Annotated in this window: 23 protein-coding genes; 10 read left to right on the plus strand and 13 right to left on the minus strand. The window is 64.2% G+C overall.

Going from position 1 to position 23,539, the window contains the following annotated elements:
* The first annotated feature begins 86 nt into the window (after positions 1-86).
* Entirely contained in the window at positions 87-848 is a 762-nt protein-coding gene (fliP, locus tag XH98_RS13460) for a flagellar type III secretion system pore protein FliP (protein WP_271599945.1), read from the plus strand.
* A 147-nt stretch (positions 849-995) separates the two neighbouring features.
* Here the strand turns inward: fliP and XH98_RS13465 are convergent, their stop codons facing one another.
* The 6 genes from XH98_RS13465 to fliL all read right to left on the minus strand — a co-directional run bounded on the left by XH98_RS13465 (position 996) and on the right by fliL (position 8,092).
* Positions 996-1,232 (minus strand): hypothetical protein, encoded by a 237-nt coding sequence (locus XH98_RS13465; protein ID WP_271618874.1) that lies wholly within the window; start codon positions 1,230-1,232, stop codon positions 996-998.
* 80 nt (positions 1,233-1,312) lie between these two features.
* Entirely contained in the window at positions 1,313-5,041 is a 3,729-nt protein-coding gene (locus tag XH98_RS13470) for a tetratricopeptide repeat protein (RefSeq protein ID WP_271618875.1), read from the minus strand.
* Between the two features lie 103 nt (positions 5,042-5,144).
* On the minus strand, positions 5,145-5,906 hold the full coding sequence (locus tag XH98_RS13475) for a MotE family protein (RefSeq protein WP_271618876.1): 762 nt from the start codon (positions 5,904-5,906) through the stop codon (positions 5,145-5,147).
* A 9-nt stretch (positions 5,907-5,915) separates the two neighbouring features.
* On the minus strand, positions 5,916-6,362 hold the full coding sequence (locus XH98_RS13480) for a DUF6468 domain-containing protein (protein ID WP_057747382.1): 447 nt from the start codon (positions 6,360-6,362) through the stop codon (positions 5,916-5,918).
* Positions 6,359-7,561 (minus strand): flagellar motor switch protein FliM, encoded by a 1,203-nt coding sequence (gene fliM / locus XH98_RS13485; protein WP_220003009.1) that lies wholly within the window; start codon positions 7,559-7,561, stop codon positions 6,359-6,361. The genes XH98_RS13480 and fliM overlap by 4 nt, the downstream gene beginning before the upstream one ends.
* A gap of 30 nt (positions 7,562-7,591) precedes the next feature.
* Positions 7,592-8,092: a flagellar basal body-associated protein FliL gene (gene fliL, locus XH98_RS13490; RefSeq protein WP_057747384.1), complete on the minus strand. Its 501-nt coding sequence runs from the start codon at positions 8,090-8,092 to the stop codon at positions 7,592-7,594.
* A gap of 386 nt (positions 8,093-8,478) precedes the next feature.
* Between fliL and flgF the strand changes: the two genes are divergently transcribed.
* The 4 genes from flgF to flgH are packed head-to-tail and all read left to right on the plus strand — an operon-like array spanning position 8,479 to position 11,960.
* Positions 8,479-9,240 carry a flagellar basal-body rod protein FlgF gene (gene flgF, locus XH98_RS13495; RefSeq protein ID WP_220003011.1) on the plus strand — a complete coding sequence of 254 codons (762 nt, stop codon included), beginning with the start codon at positions 8,479-8,481 and terminating at the stop codon, positions 9,238-9,240.
* Between the two features lie 16 nt (positions 9,241-9,256).
* Complete coding sequence (gene flgG / locus XH98_RS13500) at positions 9,257-10,045, plus strand: flagellar basal-body rod protein FlgG (RefSeq protein WP_057747386.1); 789 nt, start codon at positions 9,257-9,259, stop codon at positions 10,043-10,045.
* A 10-nt stretch (positions 10,046-10,055) separates the two neighbouring features.
* On the plus strand, positions 10,056-11,189 hold the full coding sequence (gene flgA, locus XH98_RS13505) for a flagellar basal body P-ring formation chaperone FlgA (RefSeq protein ID WP_271618877.1): 1,134 nt from the start codon (positions 10,056-10,058) through the stop codon (positions 11,187-11,189).
* 9 nt (positions 11,190-11,198) lie between these two features.
* Positions 11,199-11,960 carry a flagellar basal body L-ring protein FlgH gene (gene flgH / locus XH98_RS13510; RefSeq protein WP_271599940.1) on the plus strand — a complete coding sequence of 254 codons (762 nt, stop codon included), beginning with the start codon at positions 11,199-11,201 and terminating at the stop codon, positions 11,958-11,960.
* A gap of 294 nt (positions 11,961-12,254) precedes the next feature.
* Here flgH and XH98_RS13515 read toward each other — a convergent pair whose 3' ends face one another.
* The 3 genes from XH98_RS13515 to XH98_RS13525 form a co-directional block, all read right to left on the minus strand.
* Positions 12,255-13,034 carry a 2-keto-4-pentenoate hydratase gene (locus tag XH98_RS13515; RefSeq protein WP_271618878.1) on the minus strand — a complete coding sequence of 260 codons (780 nt, stop codon included), beginning with the start codon at positions 13,032-13,034 and terminating at the stop codon, positions 12,255-12,257.
* Positions 13,035-13,571: 537 nt separating this feature from the next.
* On the minus strand, positions 13,572-13,937 hold the full coding sequence (gene dksA / locus XH98_RS13520) for an RNA polymerase-binding protein DksA (RefSeq protein ID WP_008554760.1): 366 nt from the start codon (positions 13,935-13,937) through the stop codon (positions 13,572-13,574).
* Between the two features lie 216 nt (positions 13,938-14,153).
* On the minus strand, positions 14,154-14,765 hold the full coding sequence (locus tag XH98_RS13525) for an NAD(P)-dependent oxidoreductase (protein ID WP_271599938.1): 612 nt from the start codon (positions 14,763-14,765) through the stop codon (positions 14,154-14,156).
* 140 nt (positions 14,766-14,905) lie between these two features.
* Here XH98_RS13525 and XH98_RS13530 point away from each other — a divergent pair, with 140 nt between their 5' ends.
* Positions 14,906-15,277, plus strand: a complete 372-nt coding sequence (locus tag XH98_RS13530) for a winged helix-turn-helix transcriptional regulator (protein ID WP_057747390.1) — start codon at positions 14,906-14,908, stop codon at positions 15,275-15,277.
* A gap of 186 nt (positions 15,278-15,463) precedes the next feature.
* On the opposite strand, the gene XH98_RS13535 is transcribed toward XH98_RS13530, so the two are convergent.
* Positions 15,464-15,877 carry a flagellar assembly protein FliX gene (locus XH98_RS13535; RefSeq protein WP_057747391.1) on the minus strand — a complete coding sequence of 138 codons (414 nt, stop codon included), beginning with the start codon at positions 15,875-15,877 and terminating at the stop codon, positions 15,464-15,466.
* A 282-nt stretch (positions 15,878-16,159) separates the two neighbouring features.
* On the opposite strand from XH98_RS13535, the gene XH98_RS13540 reads away from it, so the two are divergent.
* From XH98_RS13540 to XH98_RS13555, 4 genes are all read left to right on the plus strand, one after another.
* Entirely contained in the window at positions 16,160-17,284 is a 1,125-nt protein-coding gene (locus XH98_RS13540; RefSeq protein ID WP_271599937.1) for a flagellar basal body P-ring protein FlgI, read from the plus strand.
* Positions 17,284-17,670, plus strand: coding sequence for a flagellar assembly peptidoglycan hydrolase FlgJ (gene flgJ, locus XH98_RS13545; RefSeq protein ID WP_057747393.1), 387 nt, complete (start codon positions 17,284-17,286; stop codon positions 17,668-17,670). The genes XH98_RS13540 and flgJ overlap by 1 nt, the downstream gene beginning before the upstream one ends.
* An 11-nt stretch (positions 17,671-17,681) precedes the next feature.
* Positions 17,682-18,179, plus strand: a complete 498-nt coding sequence (locus XH98_RS13550) for a hypothetical protein (RefSeq protein ID WP_271618879.1) — start codon at positions 17,682-17,684, stop codon at positions 18,177-18,179.
* Positions 18,180-18,338: 159 nt separating this feature from the next.
* Positions 18,339-18,698, plus strand: coding sequence for a hypothetical protein (locus XH98_RS13555; protein WP_057747395.1), 360 nt, complete (start codon positions 18,339-18,341; stop codon positions 18,696-18,698).
* Positions 18,699-18,737: 39 nt separating this feature from the next.
* Here the strand turns inward: XH98_RS13555 and flaF are convergent, their stop codons facing one another.
* From flaF to XH98_RS13570, 3 genes are all read right to left on the minus strand, one after another.
* Positions 18,738-19,106 carry a flagellar biosynthesis regulator FlaF gene (flaF, locus tag XH98_RS13560; protein WP_220003020.1) on the minus strand — a complete coding sequence of 123 codons (369 nt, stop codon included), beginning with the start codon at positions 19,104-19,106 and terminating at the stop codon, positions 18,738-18,740.
* Between the two features lie 294 nt (positions 19,107-19,400).
* Positions 19,401-21,647 carry a DUF1522 domain-containing protein gene (locus XH98_RS13565; RefSeq protein WP_271599934.1) on the minus strand — a complete coding sequence of 749 codons (2,247 nt, stop codon included), beginning with the start codon at positions 21,645-21,647 and terminating at the stop codon, positions 19,401-19,403.
* 217 nt (positions 21,648-21,864) lie between these two features.
* A partial coding sequence (locus XH98_RS13570; protein WP_271618880.1) for a DUF1522 domain-containing protein occupies positions 21,865-23,539 on the minus strand: 1,675 nt, incomplete at its 5' end.

The following is a 23,539-nucleotide window of genomic DNA, read 5'->3' on the forward strand; positions in this document are numbered from 1 at the left end:
CCGGCAAGGCCGGCTCAGGAGAAGACCAGCTTTGAAAATCTCGAAGACGAGATGGCCTCGCTGCTCGGCCGTCCGAAGCCGTCTTCGTGAGGCTGCCGTCCTTCCCGCGTAGAGTATTCTTTTTTTCTGTCCTGATCGCCGCGACGTCGCTCGCGATGCCCGCGCATGCGCAGGACATCAGCATCAATCTCGGCGGCGGCGGGGCTGGCGGTGGCGGCGTCACCGAGCGTGCGATCCAGCTGATTGCGCTGCTCACGGTGCTGTCGATCGCCCCGTCGATCCTGATCATGATGACGTCGTTCACGCGCATCGTGGTCGTGCTGTCGCTGCTGCGCACCGCGATGGGCACGGCGACCGCGCCGCCGAACTCCGTGATCCTGGCGCTGGCGATGTTCCTCACCTTCTTCGTGATGGGACCAGTGCTGCAGAAATCCTACGACGACGGCATCCGCCCGCTGGTCGCCAACCAGATCAGCGTCGAGGACGCGTTCCAGCGCGCCTCCGTTCCGTTGCGCGGCTTCATGCAGAAGAACGTGCGCGAGAAGGATTTGAAGCTGTTTCTCGATCTCTCCGGCGAGCCGCCACCGGCGACGCCCGACGACCTCGCGCTGCGCATCCTGGTCCCGGCCTTCATGATCTCCGAGCTGAAGCGCGCCTTCGAGATCGGCTTCCTGCTGTTCCTCCCCTTCCTGATCATCGACCTCGTCGTCGCCTCGGTGCTGATGTCGATGGGCATGATGATGCTGCCGCCCGCGACGATCTCGCTGCCGTTCAAGCTGATCTTCTTCGTGCTGGTCGACGGCTGGTCGCTGGTGGCGGGGAGCCTGGTGCAGAGTTACGGGGGATAATTACCGCAACTTCCGCTGTCATGCCCCGGCTCGACCGGGGCATCCAGTACGCCGCGGCCTCTCCATCTCATCACGACTGTCTCGGAGTACTGGTTCGCCCGATCAAATCGGGCGATGACACCGAGAATGTGGGTCGTTCAACGGCCTCTACCGCTTCACATCATACTGCTTGCTGAGGTGATCGCCGATCTGCACCAGCATCGCGACGCTTTCGGGGAAGCCGGGCTTGTCGCGTGTGGCCTGGTCGGCGTCGGCGCGGAACTCCCAGCTGTCGCCGTCGCGGACAACAGAGATGACGAGGCTGTCAGGGCCGTTGGCATGGACCTTCAATTCGGCCCGCGCCATGGCGATGAGTTCGGCTTCGGTCTTGGCAGGCTTGCTCATATCGTCGCTCTCCCGGCACGAAAGTGGGCAGGTTGCCGCCTCGGCCGGCACCTGTCGAGAGGCCAGAAGTAGCAGAATTTCTACCGCGTCATCTTGATCTGCCGCACCACGGGGATCGTCGGCAGCGAGCCGGTGTGCTCGGTCTCGTCCTTGGCCTGCGGCGAGGCCGGGGCGCGGGCGGTGGCGTCGGGGAAGCGCTGCTTCATCTCGCGCAGGAAACCGTCGAGCGTGTCGACGCTTGCGGCGAGTTTTGCGATCTCGGCGAATTCGGCGCTGGAGGCGGCGGCCGGCTTGCTGGCTATGTCGAAGGCGATCCGGTCGGCGCTCTCGCTCATCAAGGGCGCGTATTTCTCGCGGAAACGCGACAGTCCGATCGAATCGTCGGCAAGCGCATAGCCGACGGCGGCGCGGATGATGTCGCTCTTCTCGACCGCGTTGAGCGGCTTGAAGTCGCGGAAGCGGTCGCCGTAATAGAGCTCGATCTGCTCGGCGGACTCCCGCCAGCGCCGCGCCGCCCAGAAAATATCCGACCGCAGCCGCAGCACTTCACGCCCCGCTACGTTGGAAACGATGTCGAGCGCGAGGTCATGGCGGCCGACGTCGCTCTGCGCCCGCGCCTCGAGCAGCAGGCGCTGCTGCCGCAGCTCGCCGGAGAGGTCGCTGATGCGGCTGGCGCGCAGCGCCGTGATCGCCATGTCCGGCTTGCGGTTGGCGAGATAGATCATGGCCAGGCGCGCGGCGACCTGCGCGCGTGCTGCGCCTTCGAGGCGGTGGTCGACCTGGTATTGCAGGAGCTCGGCGGCCTGGTCGAGCAGGTCGATCGAAGCGAGACGGTCGGCAAGACGGCGGATCAGCTCGTCGCCGCGGCGGCCGATCGGCGTCAGCTCGCGAAACTCGTAGAACATCCCGAGCGCCTCGACCGGCGGCAGTTCATCGCCTTTGGGCCCCAGGAAGATCTGCGTAAACAGATCCGAGGCCAGATCCTGCGCCTGGCGCGAGGCTTCCGAGTTCGGCTGCATCTTCGTCGCGGTGCGCGCCGCGGTGAGTGCGTCGCGGTAGCGCCCGCTTTCGGAATAGAGCTGCGATAGCATCTGCAGCGTCTTGACCTCGATCGAGTCGCCGCGCCAAGTCATCGACAGCGTCTCTAGCTCCTTCAGCGCCTCTTCCTTGCCGATCTCGTCGCGCTTTTGGCGCAACGCGACCTCGAGCTGCTTGGCTTCGGCGGCGGCCTGCCGATCGGCCGAGGCAACCGCGAATTTATAGTCGTCGAGTGCGTCCTTGTCGTGCCCGAGCGCTTCGGCGAGCCGGCCGCGCAGCACCGCAAAGCCAGGCGCCGCCTCCGGCGGCACGCCGACCACTTCGATCTCGCCGCGGCGCTTGGACGCGCCGGCGTAGTCCTTGACCTCGAGCGAGGCGCGCATCGCATCCATCGTCACGATGCGCTGGATGTCCAGCGGCAGCGAGGCGATGGCGAATTCGACGTTCTTGAATTTCTCTCGGGCGTCCGCCCATTTGCCCTGGCGCGCATAAGCGAGCGCCTTCCAGAGCTGGGAATCGTGGCTGTTGCCGATCACGGGGTTGGCGAGATCCTTCAGGCCCTGGGTCGTACGCCCGATCAGGATGCTCGCGATCGCGTGGATGATCAGCGCGCTGCTCTCCTCCTTGTTGAGCGGATCTGAAAGCATCACCTCGGTCACGGACTTGGCTTCGTAATACATCGCGCGCGACATGTAGAACTGGGCGAGATCGAGCCGCGGCAGCGAGCGTTGCGCCGGCTCGACGGCCGAGATCGCCGTGATCAGATCGCTCTGGCGCGTCCAGAAATCTTCCGACTGGCCCTTGCGCCAGCTCTCGGGACTGAAGACCGGCCGCACCGCAGTCGGTGCGCGCTCCGCAGAGACGTCGACCGGCGACAGCGTCAGGCCGCCCTTCTTGCCGAGAATGACCTTGTCCTGTCCGACCTCGACGCCGACATCGTCGGAATTTGGCCGAATCGCGATGCCGTGCGCGGATTCCAGCAGCGAGAGATCGACGAGATCCTGTCGCTTGATGAAGCCGCGGACCGGCCGCTGCGCGGTGACGACGTAGAGCATGTCACCGGCGTCAGGGTCGGTAAGCTTGTGCAGCTGGCCTGGATCGGCAAAGGGGATGGCGATGTTGGCGAGTGCGGGATCGGTGATGTTGCGAGACATCATCAGCGGCAACGGCGGCGCCTGGATCTTGTCGGCGAGCGTCAGCAGCCAGTTGGTCTCCTTGCCGACCTCCTCGCTGGTCAGCGAATAGACCAGCGGACGGGTGAGACGGATTCGCACCGCCTGTCCCTTCTCGAGTGGCATGCGGCTGACCTCGCCGATCATCGCACCACCCCGGGCGCGGATCGCTTCGACATCGATGGGCTTTGGCGAGTCGAACACCAGCCACACCGTGTCGCCGCGGCGGAACGCTGCGGCCGGCGTTGCAACGGAAAGCGGGAACGTCACGCGCAAGCCGTCGCTGTCGCGCCGCGCATCGACGCCGGCAACAGGGGGCGGCGCGCCGGCTTGCGCCTCGACCGGAGCCGGTTTGGGCGCGTCCTTTGCTGCTTCCTTGACCGTCTCCTTGGTCTGTTCCCTGACCGGCTCCTTCGCGACTTCTTTAGGCGCTTCGGCAGCCATGGGCTTGGCAGGTGCGGCGGCTTCCATTGCGGGCGGCTTGGGCGCATCCGTGACATGCGGAGCTTCGGTCGAGTTGACGGCAGCAGCAGGTTTCGGCGCTTCGGCTGCCGGCATCGCGGCGGGCGCTTCGGGCTTCACCTCGATCTTGGCTTCGCGCGCGATCGCCTCCGAGGTCGGCGGCTTGATCTCGCTATGAGCCTCCTTCGGCTTGGCGGCCGCAGGCTTTTCAGCCGCCGGCGCCGGTCCGTGACTGCCGGCCTCAGCCTTTGCGATCGCGGCCTCCGGCGTCGCCGCGGTCTTGCCCTTGTCGGGCTGGAAGGCGATGTCGACGACATAGTTCTTGTCGTCACGGAAGGAGTGCACGTCGGAATCGCCGATCAGGGCGATCTCGACGCTGGTCGTATCGATGTCAGCCTTCTGCTTGATCGAAGCGACGTTCGGCGGCGCGGCGACGACGGCATCGGCGAGATCGAAGTTGAGATTGGCATTGAAGACGAGCGTGAGCCTCTGCTCATTGAGCACGGAGGAGACGCCGACGCCGTCGGGCATCTCGAACACGAAGCGCACGAAGGTCGGCTGGACCGAGGCGCGCACGCGGATCGGCGGACGCTTCTTGCTTTCGGCTGCGGCGCGCTGGGCGCGCAGTGCGCGCTCGGCAACACGGGCGCGCTCGGCGAGCTCCTTCACCACATCCATCGGCAGGCTCGGTGGCGGGCCCTTCCATCCCTCCGGCAGCAGGTCGATGAAGGTGCGCTCGCCCGCATTCATGGTGTTGACGGTGACGCGCCGTGCCAATGACAGCCTGATGGCGCTGCCATCAGGGTCGCGACGCGCGGAGTTGATATAGTCGGGCGCGCCCTCCGGCACGCGATCGACGGGAACGTCGACCGGGCGGTCGAAGCGGATGACGAGAATGGAGCCGGCGGTCGTCACCTCGGAGGGAACATCCTCGCCGAGCTTGATGACGAGACGGGCAAAGCCGCCACCGGCCGAGAAAGTCGCCTCGCCCCGGATCGGATCGGCGGCGCGGGCAAAAGAATTAAGAATGACCAGCGCGCAGGCGCCCAGCAAGACCGCTTTCCGGACATGGCGCGACAGCGCCAGCGCCAGGGCGCGGGCTCGCGACACAAATCCAGCGGCAGCCTCTCGCGCCATTGGCGGCATTTCTTCCGGTTCGACGGGTCCACGCCGGCGCTAAGGCCGGCCCATGCCCTCGAATGTAGGTTTTGCCAATTAAGGACTTCTTAAGTATGAGCCCTCAATTCGGCTTTTGCGTCGGCTTGCCGTCGATCTTGGGAAGATCCCCGGCGGAAGCAGCCTGATCCCCGCCGCCATTGGCACGGCGCGCCATCTCGACCGTCAGCCGCTCGGCGGCTTCCGACGACATCAGTCCCAGGATGTCGGACATCTTGCGGGGGGCGATCGCCGAGGCGATCTCGATCAGCACGCTCATCTCGAGCCGGTCGAACACCCGCGCGGCGTCCTTGGGCTTCATGCCTTCATACATGGTCACGAGGCCCTTGAGGCGCTGGGCCTCGGCGGCCTTCTGCTCGGCCTGGGTCGCGCTGATGCGGGACTCCACGGCCTTCATTTCCTCGACCTTGCCTTCGATGCGCTTTTCGGCCGACTTCAACAGGCTCTCGCGGATGTCGATCTCGCGCTGGCGGGCCTCGATCTCCTGGCGGCGCGATTGCAGCCGTTCCAGGATCGCCCGCTCCGAGGCCGAGACCTGCGGCTGGGCTTCGTCCATCTTGACCGAAGTGCCCTCGGGCTTGCTCTCGGGTGCGGCCGGCTTCGGCGCTTCCTTCGGCTCGCCATGCGTCGAGCCGGTGATGTCAGGGTCCTCTCGCCCGGTCGGGAAGTTCAAATTCTGCTGCGCCCAGGACTTCTTCAACGTGTTCGGCTGGTAGTCGAACACGTAGCCGCCATTGATCACGAGCCCTGCCACTTTCAGCGTGGCGAGACCTGCGACCGCAACCAGCACGACCGGAATGACGCGGATGTTACGAAAGGACTTCATACCCTGACTTTATGCGGCGATACCGTTGGACCTTCGGCGCTCCGAGAAGGCTTCGGCGGCGGCGGCCACCGCTTTCGCGGGCGACGGCTTGGCGACGGGGGCAGCGGCAGCTTCCGGATTGGTCACCGGGCGCGCCGCGATGGCGATCTTGGAGAGGCGGCGCACCACATGGTCGGCTTCGCCGAGCTGCTTGTAGAGCTGATCGGACATTTGCGTCGCGGCCGCGAGCTGGCTGCCGAGATTCTCGTTGACGTCGCGCACGGCGAGCTTGAGCCCGCCGATCGCGCGTTCGGCGATCTCGGTCGCGGTGATCAGCTCTGCGATCACGGCCTTCAGCGAATGCTCGTCCGCCTTCAGCCGCGTCAGCCGCTTGTTGAGCAGGATGCAGTAGCCGATCGTGAGCATCAGCAGGATGGCCACCAGCGTCTCGATCGCCATTCCTAGTGAGTGGTTCATGGGGCCTCCATCAGCTTATTCTGTTCGTCCACCTTCTCGAACATCGCAAGTGTCGTACTTGGCTTGCGCAGGGGTTTCGTCACGCGGATCGCAACGCGCTCTCCGACCCGGCCCATGCGTCCTTCGGTGATGGTGACGTCGCCGCAGCGCACGGTGACGTTGGCATCCGCGCGCATGTCCAGCGGCAGCGTGTCGCCGACCTTGAGCCGCATCAGCTGCTTGAGCGGAATGTCGGCCTCGTAGAGCACGGCATCAACGGAAATCTCGGCCTGGGCGATCTCGGTGGCGAAATGGCCTTCCCAGATCGGATCACGGCCGAACTTTTCGCCCATGAACATCTGGAGCAGAACGGGCCGGATCGGTTCGATGGTCGCGTAGGGAAGCAAGAGCTCGATGTTGCCGCCGCGGTCTTCCATGTCGATGCGCAGGCGCACCAGGATCGCGGCGTTGGCGGGACGGCTGATCGCGGCGAAGCGCGGATTGGTCTCGAGCCGGTCGATCGTGAAGGTCACCGGCGACAGCGGCCGGAACGCCTGCTCGGCATCGGTCAGCACCACCTCGACCAGGCGCTTGACCAGCTCGGTCTCGATCGTGGTGTAGGGCCGGCCCTCGATGCGCAGCTGGCTCGAGCCGCGGCGGCCGCCGAGCAGCACGTCGATCATCGAGTAGATCAGGCTGGAATCCACCGTCGCCATGCCGAAGTTTTCCCACTCCTCGGCCTTGAACACCGAGAGCACGGCAGGCAGCGGGATCGAGTTCATGTAATCGCCGAAGCGCACCGAGGTGATGCGGTCGAGCGAGACTTCGACGTTATCGGAGGTGAAATTGCGCAAGGAGGTCGTCAACAGCCGCACCAGGCGGTCGAAGACGATTTCGAGCATCGGCAGACGCTCGTAGGAGACCATCGCCGAATCGATGATCGCGCGAATGCCGCTGTGATCGTCGAGCGTGACGTCGCCGACGGTGAAGCCGAGGAGATTGTCGATCTCCTCCTGCGACAGCACCCGCTCGCCGGAGTTCTTGCCGTTGCCGAGATCGCGGCTGCCGTCCTCGACCATGGCCGCCCATTGCAGGGCCATGGTTTCCGAGAGTTCGTTTTCGGCAGCGGCCTTCGCGGCCTCCGCGGGATCCTCGGAATCGAGCGACGCCTCCCATTGGGCGGCAATCGCATCCTGGTCCATCTGCTCGTTGCCGGCCATGACGCTAGCCCGTACCCTTCCGCTGCATCCTCACTGGAGCACGACTTCCTTGAACAGCACCGCGCTGACCTGGATCGGCGCGACCGCGGCGTTGACGCGCTTGGTCAGCTCTTCCTTGAGGCGGAAGATGCCGGCGGAGCCGTTGAGGTCGGAGGAGCGGAGCTCGCGCACATAGGTCTGGAAGATGTCGGTGACCCGCGGCATCGACGGCTTGATCGCCTCGATCTGCTTTTCTTCCTTCAGCTCGAGCACGATCTTGAGCTTGAGATATTGCACGCGCTCGCCGGGCGCGCCGGCGAGGTTGACCATCATGTCGGGCACCTCGACGAAGGCCGGCGGCTTGGGCGGGGGCGCGACCTCGGCATGGTGCTCGTCGTCGCCATGACGGAAGAACAGGAACCAGGTGGCGGCACCGCCGCCGAGCACGACCAGCACGCCGACGATGATCAGGATCAGCTTGAACTTGCTCTTGGGGGCAGCGGCTTCCGCGCCTTCGGCGGCTGCGCCGCCTTCCGCTTCATTCTCTGCCATGATCGTCCGGGCCCGCTCATCTCATAAAGGGTCGAAAGGGCGAAGCCTCCTGGCAGACAGTGACGCGATACAAATGCCCCAGCGCAAAGCGCTCCTCTCACACGCAAACGCTACGGTAATAATGGTTAACGGAACCTTTCAATCGGCCCTCTGCTAGGAAAAATCTGCCGGGCAAACATGGCTAACAGAACCTTTCTGCCCCCTGCCTTCTCGGCCGAAAAATAAGCAAGCGACTGTAATCACACATCTTTCCGACTTGGCACGGCTTTCGCTCAGAGAGGGGCGAGACCGGATGGTTTGGGAGAACCCGACGGCCTCGTTCAGGGGATCGGCCGGCGCGCTTGGGAGAGCGAGATGGCAGGTCTCACGCAAGGGGAGATTGACCGATGCAGAATGCGCTTCTGATCGGATTGTCACGGCAGATGACGTTGGAGCGGCAGATGGATGTCATCGCCAACAACGTCGCCAACGTCAACACCAACGGCTTCAAGGCCGACCATTCGCTGTTCGAGGAGTATCTCCGCTCGAACGCGCATGAGGACAATTTCATCGGCTCCGACCGCCGGGTCTCCTATGTGCAGGACCGCGGCACCTATCGCGACGTCGGCCAGGGGCCGATGGAGGCGACCAACAACCCGCTCGACATGGCGATCAGCGGCAACGCCTTCTTCGCCGTGCAGGCCAACGGCGCCGAGCGCTACACCCGCGACGGCAAGTTCGCGCTCAGCAGCACCGGCCAGCTAATGACCTCGGACGGCAACCTCGTGCTCGGCACCGCCGGCCCGATCGTGTTCCAGCCGACCGACCACGACATCAACGTCGCCCCCGACGGCACCGTGACGGTGCTCGAGGGCACGGCCAAGACCGACACGATCCGCGGCAAGATCCGCATGGTGACGTTCGACGATCCGGCCAAGCTGACCAAGCTCGGCGCCAATCTCTATGACACAGGCTCCGCGACCCAGCAGCCCGACGCCAAGTCCACCCTGCAGCAGGGCTACATCGAGAAGTCGAACGTGAATTCGGTCGGCGAGATGAGCCGCATGGTCGAGGTGATGCGCAGCTACACCGCCATCGCCAACCTGCTCCAGCAGCAGAGCGACCTCCACAAATCGGCGATCGAAAAGCTCGCCGACGTTCCGGCCTGATTAGGAGAGAACTGACATGCAGGCGCTTCACACCGCAGCGACCGGAATGGCGGCACAGGAACTGAACGTTCAGGTGATCTCCAACAACATCGCCAACCTGCGCACCACCGGCTTCAAGAAACAGACCGCGGCGTTCGAGGACCTGATCTACGAGCACGTCCGCCGCGTCGGCGCCCAGGCCTCGGACCAGGGCACCATCCTGCCCGTCGGCGTCGACATCGGTGGCGGCGTCAAGACCGTCGGCACGCCGCGCAGCATGACGCAAGGTACGCTGTCGCAGACCGGCAACGACCTCGATCTCGCCATCTCCGGCGAAGGCTTCTTCAAGATCCTGATGCCGGACGGCACCTTCCAGTACACCCGCGACGGCACGTTCCAGATGGACAATCAGGGCCGCGTCGTCACCGCCGGCGGCAACCCGGTGCAGCCGACCATCACGATTCCGAACAACGCCTCGGGCATCACCGTCAACGAGCAGGGCCAGGTGACCGTGACGCTGCCGGGCTCGTCGACCAACACCGTTCTCGGCCAGATCGGCGTGACCCGTTTCATCAACAAGGCGGGCTTGCAGCCGGTCGGCAGCAACCAGTTCATTGAGACGACGTCGTCAGGCACGCCGCAGGACGGCATCGCGAATTCGGAAGGCTACGGCAAGATCACCCAGGGCAGCCTCGAGCAGGCCAATGTCGACGTCGTCTCGGAAATGAGCGACCTGATCGCCGCACAGCGCGCCTATGAGATGAACGCCAAGGTGATCAGCGCCGCCGACCAGATGATGCAATCGACCACGGCGCTGTTCCGCTGAGGTGATGATGATGATCCGCACCGCACTTGTCACAATCTCCGCCATGCTCGTGCTGGCCCTCCCGGCGCAGGCCGCCGACGACGGCATCGCCGCGCCGAAGCTGCGCGCCAGCGTCACGGTCAGCTCGGACGTGGTGCGGGTCGGCGACCTCATCGACAATGCCGGTTCGGCCGCGCAGGTTCCGGTCTATCGCTCGCCCGATCTCGGCACCACCGGCGCGCTGCCGGTCGCCCAGGTCCTGAACGTGCTCCGCGCCAAGCAGGTGATCGGCGTGATGATCGGCGACATCAAGGAAGTCCAGGTCACCCGGCTTGCCCGTACGCTCGCCAACAAGGACCTCGAAAACGCGGTCACTTCCGCGCTCGAGCGCCGCTTCGGCCTGGGCGATGCCGCCAACATCACCGTCACCTTCGACCGTGGCATCTCCGACATGCGGCTGGAAGCCTCCAACACTGGCACGCTGCAGCCGGTTGCGACCCGCTACGATGCTCGCGGCGGCCGCTTCGACATCTCGTTCGAGATCAACAACGACAGCAACCCGGCGCCGACCAAGCTGCGCCTGACCGGCACCGCGATCGAGACCATCGACGTCGCTGTCCTGACCCGCGACGTCGATCGCACCGAGATGCTGAAATCCTCCGATGTCGCGCTGGAGCGACGGCCCAAGGCCGAAGTGACGGGTGAGCCCGCGCAGCGCGACCGCGCCATCGGCATGCAGCTGCGCCGGCCGATGCGCGCCGGCACGCCGATCCGCATCGCCGACATCGCCAAGCCCGAATTCGTGTCGCGCGACCAGAGCGTCACCGTGATCTACCAGGTCCCGGGGATCTACCTCACCACCCGCGGCAAGGCGATCGAGGGCGGCGCCGAGGGCGACACCGTGAGTGTCCTCAATCTGCAGACCAAGCGCACGCTGACCGGTGTCGTCACCGGCCGCGGCCAGGTCACCGTACAGGGCGCCAGCCAGTCTGCGCCGATGGAACCGGCGGTCGAACACACCTCCTCGCTCAAGCGGGACGAAGCGCCCGCCCCTGTCGACACCGCAGCCCTCCTCCGCAACCTGGTCCAAGCGCCGAATTCGCCGGCCCGGATCGCAGATGCCCAGATCCCGCAAGCTCGCGCCTCGCAAGCACAAGCAAAGTAAGAGTTCGTCATGTCCGCTTTCAGTTCGGCTTCCCGTCTTCGTCACATCGCGATCTCCGCACTGTTGCTGACAGCGAGCGCGCTGGGCGGCTGCTCCTCGATCGACCGCCTGTCCCAGATCGGCGAGCAACCGAAGCTGTCGGCGATCGACAATCCGACGACGCAGCCCGGCTACAAGCCGGTGCAGATGCCGATGCCCAAGCCGGAAGTCGCCTCCTACAATCCGAACTCGCTGTGGCGCAACGGCAGCCGCGCCTTCTTCAAGGACCAGCGCGCCCATCAGGTCGGCGATCTCCTGACCGTGACCGTGAACATCACCGACAAGGCCAATATCGAGAACGACACCCAGCGCAGCCGCAGCAACAAGGAAGATTCGGGCATCACCGATTTCATCGGCGCGAAGACGATCACGCAGGCCAACAAGATCCTGCCCGGCCGCATTCTCACCGCCGACTCCACCGCGTCCAGCGAGGGCAAGGGAAGCGTCGACCGCAAGGAAGCCTTGCAGACCAACGTCGCCGCCGTCGTGACGCAGGTGCTGCCGAATGGCAACCTGGTGGTCGAGGGCAAGCAGGAGATCCGCGTCAACTACGAGATCCGCGAACTCATCGTCGCCGGCATCGTCCGCCCCGAAGACATCCAGAGCGACAACACCATCGATTCCACCAAGATCGCACAGGCCCGCATCGCCTATGGCGGCCGCGGCCAGATCATGGATGTGCAGCAGCCGCGCTACGGCCAGCAAGTCATGGACGTGCTGCTGCCCTTCTAAGCCTCTCCCGAGCTCCCACATCGTGCTCGCGAACCTAGGCGCGAACGACGATGTACGACGCGGCCCTCGCTAGCTCCCCTGGCGAGGGCCGCATGTATTTTTGGCGAAGGCGCTTTGCCCTGTCTGTCGTCAGCGATTGTGATGAGCAGTAGCGCAAGCCAAGCACTCTGCTGTCATCGTCCGCGAAGGCGGACGATCCAGTACTCCGAGGCCTTCGTTTCTGGATCGGGACAGCGCGGCGTACTGGATTCCCCGCTTTCGCGGGGAATGACGGCGGGGACCGGCCGCCCCTTCCTAAGTAAACTCCGCCTCCACCACGCCGAGCCCATCCAGCTCCATCCGCACCTTGTCGCCGGCTTTCAGCCACAGCGTCTTGACCAGGCTCCCCGTCAGCACGAGTTGTCCCGCATGCAGCCCCTTGCCTTCCGCGGCGAGATGGTTGGCGAGCCAGGCGAGTGCGTTGTGGGGATGGCCGAGCACGTCGGCGCCGGTGCCGTGGCTGACTTCCTCGCCGTTGACGATGGCGCGACCCTTGACCGCTTTCAGGTCCGGCACCGACGAGCGCGGGACGGCGGGGCCCAGCACGCATCCGGCGGCGAAGAAATCGTCGGCAATCAGCGTCGGCGCGCCCATCGTCTCCCACTTCACATAGCGGTCGTCGACGATCTCGATGGCGGAATGGTAGGCCTCGACGGCCTCACCGACCCATTCCGCCGTGAACGGCGCCTCGCCGGCGGCAAGGTTCCGCTTCAAGCGCACGGCGATCTCGCATTCGACGCCGACGCGGACATAGTCGGAAGCCGCGAGCTTGACGCCGCTGTCGTGCACGCCCTTCTGGAACACGCCGCCGCCGCAGGGGTGCGGGATGCCGATGTACTCCTGCATCACCTGGCTGGTACAGCCGATCTTGTAGCCGACCAGCGGACCTGCATGCGGCAGCAAGAGATCATGCAGCGCGCGCTGGACCTGATAGCCCTCGGCCTCGTCACCCGGCGGATGTTCCAGCGCCGCGAGTGGCGCATGGTTCCGGCGGGCCAGCGCGATCGCCTTTGCGGCTTCGAGTATCTTGTCCATCGGCGCCGCCTCTCCCACGCTACGCAAATCAAGGCGGCAGTGGAGCATCCCCGCCCGGGCCTGACAAGCGCGGCCGGCGTGCGGCCTCAAGCCTTGACGAGGCCGAGCCGGATCAGGCTTTCGGCGGTGGCGAGGATCGCCGCGTCGGATGCCGACGAAACCGGCCCCGCCGCTGCTGCCGGCGTTTAAGGAAATTTTGAGCTGGTCCGGGCTTTATGGGGATGCGCGCCTTGCCGCGTCGCAGGAAAGCCTGATTGCAGCGAAACTTGATGCTGCTGGCTCAGCTTCACAGCATCCGGGCCGATCCCGTTGATGCGACTCGCAAAACCTCCCGCACCTGAAGTGAAGGCTGTTTCTCATGTGAACTCACGTGAGCTCGCAAGAGTGGACTTCAGGTCATTGATCGCGATTCACTTTTCGCGATCGCGCCCACACCTCGAGTCGCTTGGCGGCAAGCGACAGGCAAAACGCTGATCATGGCGCCAAACGGCGCCTTGCGTCCCAAAAACAAAGAGCCGCATCGCTGCGGCTCGGACTCTATTCGTCGCGATAGACCTTCTCGCGTTTCTCGTGGCGCTCCTGCGCTTCCACCGAGAGCGTCGCGATGGGCCGGGCTTCGAGCCGCTTCAACGAGATCGGCTCGCCGGTATCCTCGCAATAGCCGTAGGTGTTGTCCTCGATGCGCTGGAGCGCGGCGTCGATCTTGGCGATCAACTTGCGCTGGCGGTCGCGGGCGCGGAGTTCGATGGCGCGGTCGGTTTCGGACGATGCCCGATCGGCAAGATCGGGGTGGTTCACGTTCTCCTCCTGCAGGGCTTGCAGGGTGAGCTTGGACTCTTTGAGGATCTCATCCTTCCAGGCGAGGAGCTTCAAACGGAAGTACTCCTTCTGCCGGTCGTTCATGAAAGGCTCTTTTTCGGTCGGTCGGTAGTTTTTCAACTTTTCCAAGGGCGGCCTATCTTCTTAAGCAACGACTCAAGAACGGAACGGGGTCCGTTGAGCCGGGGCTTATATAGCTACCACCTGTGACAGACAATATTTCCTTAATGGCGCGGTTACCGCCCCCAAGCCCTTGCACAGGAAGGTTTATCCGGCAGAAGCCCGGGGGCGGCCAAAAGCCTAGTACCCGACCGTAAAACGCTGCCTCTGATAGGCCGGCTTCTCGATCTCGTCGGCGAGCGCGATCGCGTAGTCGGCGAAGCTGATCCAGCTCTTGCCGTTCGCATCTGCGAGAAGCTGGTCGGTGCCGAGCCGGAACTTGCCCGTCCGCGCCTCCTCGACGAACAGTGCCGAGGGCGAGATGAAGGTCCAGTTCAGCTCCTTTTCCTGCCGCAACAGGTCGAGGAACGCAGACCCCGCCTCTGCCTCGGCCTTGTATTGAGCCGGAAAACCGGGAGTTGTGACCAGTTTGACGCCGGGAGCGACCTCAAGGCTGCCGGCGCCGCCGACAACCAGATAGCGTCCGACGCCGGAAGCCTTGGCCGCGCCAATCAGCTTGTGCGGGTCGCTCGCCAGGAAGTGCACGGAACTCACCGCAACGTCGTGGCCGCTCCAGAGTTTCGTCAGACCGGCCTGGTCGAGAACGTCTCCCTTGGTCGGGGTGACGTTCGGCAGGCCTGCAATCTTCTCCGGATTCCGGGCAATGGCGGTGACCGTGTGCCCCCGGCGGGACAGTTCCTTGGTGATCTCCGACCCGGCCCGGCCCGAGGCGCCGGCAACTGCGATTTTCATGGAAGGCTCCTTTGCTCCAGAAGTAACTATCAGTGACTAGATATCGCAAAGAATGCTAGTGTTAAGAGCGCACTTTGTGCTTACCTGATTACGCAGGAGTAACCGGAACAATAGATGCGAGCCAAGCGCGAGAAACCGAGATGAAACCCAATGTCTATGCCGCCGAGTGCCCAACACGCCAAATTCTCGATCGCGTCGGCGACAAATGGGCCGTGCTGATCCTGTTGCTGCTGCGCGAGGAGCCGATGCGCTTCAATCAGTTGCGCCGCACGATTGAGGGGATTTCTCAGAAGATGCTGAGCCAGGTTCTCAAGTCGCTGGAACGCGACGGCCTGCTCAAGCGCCGAGCCATCGCGACCGTGCCGGTCACGGTCGAATATTCGATCACGCAGCTCGGCGTGACGCTCGCCGCCGCGGTCGATCCGCTGCGCGATTGGGCCGAGGAGAATCTGAAAGACGTGCTCGCCGCCCAGCGCCGCTACGACGCGCAGCAGAAGGAAGAAGCGGCGTAGCGACTGCGCGTGGAAGACTCATAGGAGTCCCGTCATCCTGAGGTGCGAGCGGCGCGATGCAAAGCATCGCGCCGGGAGCCTCGAAGGATGAACGGCCGAGACGCATCAGCGGGGCCGTCGCCCTTCGAGGGCCGCTGAAGAAGCGGCCACCTCAGGGTGACGGATCACGTTCTTAAGCCTGCCTGACTAGCCCTGCCCGGCCTTGGCCAGCTCGACCTCGACCCGCAGCTCGATCTCGGCCAGCACGGAATCAAGGCCAGGATCGCCGGAGGACGATTTCAAATTCGCCGCCGCATCACGCAACCGCATCACGGTCGACTTGTCGAGATTGCCCGACAACAATCCCATCTTGAGGTCGTCGAGCACGTCGAGCGCGGTCTTGCCGCGGGCGACCGAACGCTTGCGGCGCTCGATCGGATCTTCCTCAATACCTTGCAGCGCGAGCAGCCCGTCGATGTTGGCGGTGGCTTTCGGCGCAGCTGCGCTCCGCGTCTCCTGCGCCGATGAGGTGTCCGGCAACACGAAGGTGCCGGAGCTCGTCCGCCTGGCCTGGCTGGCCGGCGTCCCAAGCGTGGTGCCATTCGGTCCGTAGATGCGCATCGAAGCAATCCGGGTGATCGATGCGCCACATTCGCCACATTATGGTTAACGAGGCGTAAACGGCCCGGCAAAATCTGCCGACACGCGGCAGTTTCGCTCCTTAGCGGCAACAGCCGCTGACATCGGAGCAAACAAATTTACTCAACCTATTCAACCATCTAGGCCCTCTGCACCGCGTTGGCACAACGCTCGCAAGGACAGCGTCGGACCAGCTCGTCATGGGAGTGTCGCAGGTGGTCCGAGACGTGAGGAGGCTTTTCGGAAAGCCTTGGGGAGCACAGGATGCCAGGCGTTCGTTGGGTGAGGATTTTTGGGGTGGCCTTTGCCGCGCTGTCAGCGCTGGCGCTATCGGCCGCGTCCGCAAACGCGACCTCGCGCATCAAGGACCTCGCCAATATCGAAGGCGTGCGGCAGAACCAGCTCATCGGCTACGGCCTCGTGGTCGGCCTCAACGGCACCGGCGACACCCTCAACAACATCCCCTTCACCAAGCAGTCGCTGCAAGCGATGCTGGAACGCATGGGCGTCAACATCCGCGGCGCCACGATCCGGACCGGCAACGTCGCCGCCGTGATGGTGACCGGCAACCTGCCGGCCTTCGCCACGCAGGGCACGCGCATGGACGTCACCGTCTCGGCCCTTGGCGATGCCAAGGATCTGCGCGGCGGCACCCTGCTCGTCACCCCCCTGTTAGGTGCCGACGGCAATGTCTATGCGGTCGCGCAGGGCTCGCTCGCGATCTCCGGCTTCCAGGCCGAGGGCGAAGCGGCGAAAATCGTGCGCGGTGTCCCGACCGTCGGGCGCATCGCCAACGGCGCCATCATCGAGCGCGAGATCGAGTTCGCGCTCAATCGCCTGCCGAATGTCCGGCTCGCGCTGCGCAACGCCGACTTCACCACGGCCAAGCGCATTGCCGCCGCGATCAACGACTATCTCGGCGTCAAGAGTGCCGAGCCGATCGATCCCTCGACGGTGCAGCTGACGATCCCACCCGAGTTCAAGGGCAACGTCGTCGCCTTCCTGACCGAGATCGAGCAGCTCCAGGTCGATCCCGATCTTGCCGCCAAGATCATCATCGACGAGCGCTCCGGCATCATCGTGATGGGCCGCGACGTCCGCGTCGCCACCGTCGCGGTCGCGCAGGGCAATCTCACGGTGACGATTTCCGAGAGCCCGCAAGTGAGCCAGCCCAACTCGCTGTCGCGGGGGCGGACCGTGGTGACGCCGCGCTCCAGCGTCGGCGTCACCGAGGACGGCAAGAAGTTTGCCGTCGTCAAGGACGGCGTCTCGCTGCAACAGCTCGTCGACGGCCTCAACGGCCTCGGCATCGGCCCGCGCGACCTCATCAGCATCCTGCAGGCGATCAAGGCCGCCGGCGCGATCGAAGCCGACATCGAGGTGATGTGATGCAGACCGGCACGATCAACACCGCGCGTCTCGCCACCGCTGCTGTTTCCTCGAACCCCGCCTTCGCGGTGGAAAGCCGCAACGGCCGGCCCGACTTCGAGCTCGCCGCAGCGCTCCAGAAGGTCTCGCCGCAGCAGCAGGCCAAGGCGCAGAAGACCGCCACCGATTTCGAAGGCATGTTCCTCAACAGCATGTTCGCGCAGATGACTTCAGGCCTGAAGGGCGAAGGTCCGTTCGGCGACACGCCCGGCACAGGCGTATGGCGCTCGATGCTGACCGAGCAATATTCCAAGAACTTTGCCAGCGCCGGCGGCGTCGGCGTCGCGCGCGACGTCTACCGTACCCTGATCATGCAGCAGGCCAAAACCACTCTTCGTACGGCATAAGGTCAAACGAGATGAACCACTTCAACGCGTCACGTCAGCCGATGCCAGCGCAGCGCCCGAACAACACGCCCGGCAGCGCCGAGGCGCGCAAGCTCGCTGAAGATCTGATGGATGCGATGAACGCCCTGCTCGGCCTGATCGAGCGCGAGACCGAACTGGTCCGCGCCGGCAAGGTCCGCGAGGCGATGACGATGGAAGGCAAGAAGCAGGAGCTGTCGAAGCGCTATGTCGCCGCCGTCGGCCAGTTGAAAGCGAACCAGGACAAGCTTGCAAAATCGGCGCCCGAGCTGCTATCGACACTGCACCGGCACCACGACGCCTTCCGCGCCATGCTCCAGGTCAACCTTACCGTGCTCGCGACCGCGCATGCGGTCTCGGAAAGCGTCGTGCGCGGCGTCAACGCCGAGATCCAGAAGCGCAATGTGCCGAACACCTATACCGCAGCGGGCCGCCGCGCCGCGCCGGGGCCCCGTCACATCACTCCGCTCGCGGTTAGTCGCACGCTCTAGGCACACACCAAAACTGCTTCAAATTTTACGAAAAACCGCGCGGCAAAAGCGTCGCGCGGTTAGGCACGTTTGCTAACCGGGTCTTCAATCCTGGTGTTCCATGGTTGCGCATTGAGAGGGGTTGGGATTTGACTCACGCAAGGCAACCAGGAGGCTGCCATGAGTACAGATTTCAGCATCCGGCCGGTGGGGATCCCGGCCCCCGTGCAGTTCGTAACGACGTCGAATTCGGCGGCGAACGATGCCGTGCAAACCGATCTGCCGCTGAGCCAGACGGTCGCCGCGAGCGACACGAGCGCGCCCGCGAGCAATGATCTGCAGAGCAATGCGAACATCTCGCGTCAGGTCGTGTTCGACCAGGCCGCTGCATCCATGGTCTTCCAGGTCGTCAACGAAAAGACCGAGGCAGTGGTCACTCAATTTCCCGACGAGGCGATCCTGCGCCGGCGAGCCTATTTCCACGCACTGGATTTGAAGTCGGAGCCCACGCGCCCGCTCAACACGGACCTCAGCGCTTAATCGGCCACTCATTTGTCGAGCGTGGCCGGGCTCGTTCCGTCACGGCCGGCCGGACAGACCGGCGGCGATGTTGCGGTTGATCTCGATCAGCGGGCGGAAGTGATCGAACTGCGGGCTCATCTGCAGCGCCGCAGTCTGGCTCAGCACGAACACGCTGATATTGGCGATCTTCTGCCGGACCTCGAGCGGCTGCGGGTTGTTGTCGCGCATCGCCTCGCTGAGGAAGATGGTCCAGAGCTTGCGATTGAACAACAGCGCCTGCGTGGTCTGCTCGCTGAACGGATCAGCGGCGTTGACGGCATCCTGGAGCTTGTTGGCAGCCTTCAGCAGAGTCTGCGCTTCGATGTCGCGAGGAGATGCGGTGGTCGTTGCGACACGCGCGTAGGCCGAGGCAGCGGAATTCGACATCAATCACACCTTGGAAGCTTCCTAGTCCGTTGAACGGACTTAAGGATTTCTTTCCCAACCCTATGCAGCAGCGCTTAAGATTTGCTTACATGTGCGCTTGGAAGGACTCCGGATTATTACGGGTCACAGAGTGCTTCATGAGCGCGATGATAGTTGCGCAAGATGCAAGCTGTAAACTTGCACTGCATCATGCGCATCGATCGCAGCTAATCCCGTCTTAGCGAACTCCCTCAAAACAACGGCGGAGCATTAGCCCCGCCGCGCCGTCTCAAACTTTGTATTTGCGCTTTCGAACTAGCGGAGCAGCTGCAGCACGCTCTGCTGCGACTGGTTGGCCAGCGACAACGCGGAGACCGCGATCGACTGGCGGGTCGACAGCGCCTGGCTGTTGGCCGCCTCCTCGTTGGTGTCGGCGAGCGTCAGGTTGGACGAGCCGGTCTGCAGCACGTTGATCAGGTTCTTGGAGAAGTCCTGACGCACCTGCACGATCGAGAGATTGGAGCCGAGCGCGGACGCTTCCGAGCGCAGAGTGCTCGAGGCCGCGTTGAGACTGGTGAGTACCCTGTTGGTGGCCCCGTTATCGATGAAGTCGATGCCGCTGACGAGGTTGCTCAGACCCAGGCCGGCCGCGTTGAACACCACACCATTGATATTGAGCGTGGAGCTGCCGGTTTCGTTGAAGATGAGCTTGAGCGTATCGCCATTCAGCAGGTTGACGCCGTTGAACGAGGAGTCCTGCGACGTCGTGTCGATCTGCGCCAGGATGTTGTTGAACTGGCTGACGAGGTTCGAACGCGCGGTTTGCGCGACCGGGTCCTGAATCGGCGGCTGCGCGGTCGTGAAAGAGGCCACGCCGGTGATCGTGCCGCCGACCACGCCGCCGGCCGTGTTTGAGCCGAGCGTCGAGGAGGCGTACTCGTTGACGGTGGTGATCGTGAGCAGCCCGTTGGCGTCGACCGTCGCAGTCAGGTGGTTGGCCTGAAGCTGAGCGTTCAATTGATCGAGCGTCTTGACGGTACCATGGGTGCCGTCGCCGAACGTGACGTTGACGGGTGTCCCGCCGTTGAACGAGGTGAAGGTCAGCGTCTTGCCCGAGATGCTGCCCGTTCCCGGCGCGCGGGTCGCAGTGAAGGCGGTGGCGGTGCCCGTGGATCCGGTCAGTCCGAATGCGGAGAGGGCATTTCCCGTCCCGGTGATCGACAGATCCGCCGAGGTGCCGGTTGAGAGCTTGAGTGCACCGTTAACGACCGACGACAGCGACGAGCCGCTCGCCGCAACCACCGCGCCGCCGCTGATCGTACCTGCCCCAGTCGCCAGGTCGATTGCATTTAGCGTGTCCTGGATGTTGCCACCCTGAAGATACACCACCGTGTTGCCGGTCGTGTTGTCGGTCACGAGATTGCCGATCTTGGTGGACCCCGCCGGAGCGGCGGCCGGCACCACGGCGTTCCTGAAGCTGATGGTCTTGCCGTCCACGTTGAGCGTGGAACCGTCCTGGACGAGGCTGCCCAGCGTCGCCGACGTGGTCAGACGAGTCTTCGTGACGGTCGTGTTGCCGGAACCCGTCGCGGTCGTCAGACCAAGTGCGTTCAGAAGATCGGACTTGCCGGTGATGCTGAGGTCGGAGCCCGTGCCAGTCGTGAGGGTCAGAACGCCGCCGGCGATGGCCGCGTTTGTGCCGGACGAGTTGGATAGTGTGGCAAGGCCTGCCGAGATGGCCGCCTTCTGCACGCCGCTCGCCAGGTCGATTGCATTCATCACGTCCTGAACGGTGGCGGTCGGAGTGCCAGGCGTGCCCATGTAAATGGTCGAATTGCCGTTCCCGTCGGTGACCATGTTTCCGTTGAGGCCCGAGCCTGCGGGAACTGCACCGGCTGCAGGCGTGGGACCGGCGCGGAAAGTGATCGTCTTGCCGTCCACCACCATCACGTCACCGTCTGCCGGCGCGCCATTTGCGGCGATGGTGCTCGCAGCTGCCGGCGAGCCGTACAGGAACAGCCCGGGGGCGAGACTTGCGGCCGTGCCGGCACCGTTCGGAGCCGCAGCTCCGACCAGAGATTGCGAAATGCCGCCCAGCGTCGTCGCCGTCGTGATCGGGGTCGTGCCGCCGGCGGTGCCGTTGGTAACGACATTGCCGGTCGCGGTTGCGTTCGTATAGCTGGTGGTGCCGCGCAGATCCGCCGGCGTCGCACCGGGAATCGTGGTCGAGATGTTCGACTTGGTCGAATAGCCCACCGTGGTCTGCAGCGCCTGGTTGGCGATCGATTTGGCGCTGTCGATGAGCTTCTGCAGCGAGGTGATGCCGGTATTCGCGGCCTGCAGCACCTGCACACCGTTGTTGATGCCATCGAGCAGGTTGCTGATGTCGCTCGCCCGGTTGTCCAGCCCCTGCGCTGTGAAGAAGTTGGTCGGGTTATCGAGCGCGGTGTTGACCTTCTTGCCGGTCGACAAACGCGACTGGGTGGTGGCGAGCAGATCGGCCGTGGATTGCAGCGACAACAGGTTCTGGCGAACTGACGCCGAGAGAACGATGTTGGACATTGGCGGTCTTCCTCTTGAACCGGATACGAATCGGGCTCGCCGATCTGGAACGTGCTTTGGTGGAGTCTTAGGGGCTGTCCTTTAAAGTATGGTTAACGGCGACTTAAGGGATAGGGTTAATGCGGGGTTGACGGCTCGTAGGCCCTCCAGAACGACAAAAAAGGCGGCGGGGCCGAAGCCCCGCCGCCCTATTTTATTCTGCGATATCAGCTACTTATTAACGGAGCAGCTGGAGCACGCTCTGCTGCGAAGTATTGGCCAGGGAGAGCGCGGAGACCGCGATCGACTGGCGGGTCGACAGCGCCTGGCTGTTGGCCGCTTCCTCGTTGGTGTCGGCCAGCGTCAGGTTGGACGAACCGGTCTGCAGCACGTTGATCAGGTTCTTGTTGAAGTCCTGACGCACCTGCACCACCGAGAGGTTCGAACCGAGGGTCGAAGCCTCCGAGCGCAAGGTGCTCGAGGCGGAATTCAGGCTGGTGAGCACGCGATTGGTCGCGGCGTTGTCGATGAAATCGGTGCCCTGCAGCAGCGCGGCGAGACCGAGCCCTTTCGAGTTGAAGGTCACGCCGGTGATGTTCAGGCTCGACTTGCCGGTCTCGTCGAACACCAGCTTGAGCTGGTCGCCGTTGAGCAGGTTCACGCCGTTGAACGACGAGTCGACCGAGGTCGTGTCGATCTGCGACATGATGTTGTTGTACTGCGCAACGAGATTCGAACGGGTGGCCTGAGCGACCGCGTCGACTGTCGGCGTTGTCGCGTTGGTCCAGGTCAAGGCGGTCGTGATCGTGCCGCCGATCGCACCGCCAGCAGTCGCCGAGCCGATCGTCGACGACGCATAGTCGTTGATCACGGACACCGTGAGCAGGCCGTTGGCGTCGATCGTCGCGGCCAGATTGTTGGCCTGCAGCTTGGCATTCAATTGGTCCAGCGTCTTGACCGTACCGCCGGTGCCATCGCCGAAGGTGACGTTGACCGCCGTGCCGCCATTGAAGGAAGTGAAGGTCAAGGTCTTGCCCGAGATGCTGCCGGGAGCAGCGGCCCGGCTCGCCGTGAAGGCCGTGCCGGTGCCGGTCGACCCGGTGAGACCGAGTACGGACAGCGCGTTGCCCGAACCGGTAATCGACAGATCCGAGTTCGCGCCCGTGGAGATGTGCAGCGCGCCGGCAACAATCGACGAGTTGGTCTGGCCGGTCGCGGTGCCCAGGGTCGCCGTGCCGCCGGAGTTGGATGCGGTCTGCACGCCGGTGGCGAGGTCCACCGCATTCAGAATGTCGGCGATGGTGCCCTTGTTCAGGTAGACGGTCGAGTTGCCGTTGCCATCGGTGACCACGTTGCCGGACACGCCGGACCCGGAGGGCACGTTCGCAGCCGCCGGCGTACCGCCGTTCTTGAACGTGATGGTCTTGCCGTTGACGTTCAGCGTCGAACCGTCCGTGATCAGCGAGCCGAGGCTGGCCGAGCTGGTGGTGCGGGTCGCCGTCACTGTGGCATTGCCGGAGCCGGTCGCCGTGGTCAGGCCGAGAGCCTTCAGCAGGTCGGCCTTGCCAACCACACTGAGATCGGCACCGGTCGAGGTTTCCAGCGTGATCTTGCCGCCAGCGAGCGCGCTCACCGACGTCGTCTGGCTGGCGTTGGTGGTGATCGTCGCTGCGCCCGCAGCCACGACCGCATTCTGAACGCCGCTGGCAAGGTCGACCGCCTTCAGAACATCGCCAACCGTGGCTGTCGCGTTCGTGGCACTGGCACCAAGATAGATGATCGAATTGCCGCTACCGTCGGTCGCGATGTTGCCGCTGACACCATAGCCGCTCGGAGCCGACGCCGCAGCCGGAACAGCTCCCGCCTTGAAGGTGATGGTGTGGCCGTTGACGGTGAAGCTCGATCCATCGGTG

Origin of the sequence: Bradyrhizobium sp. CCBAU 51745 (assembly GCF_028128715.1) — a bacterium.
GTDB lineage: Bacteria > Pseudomonadota > Alphaproteobacteria > Rhizobiales > Xanthobacteraceae > Bradyrhizobium > Bradyrhizobium manausense.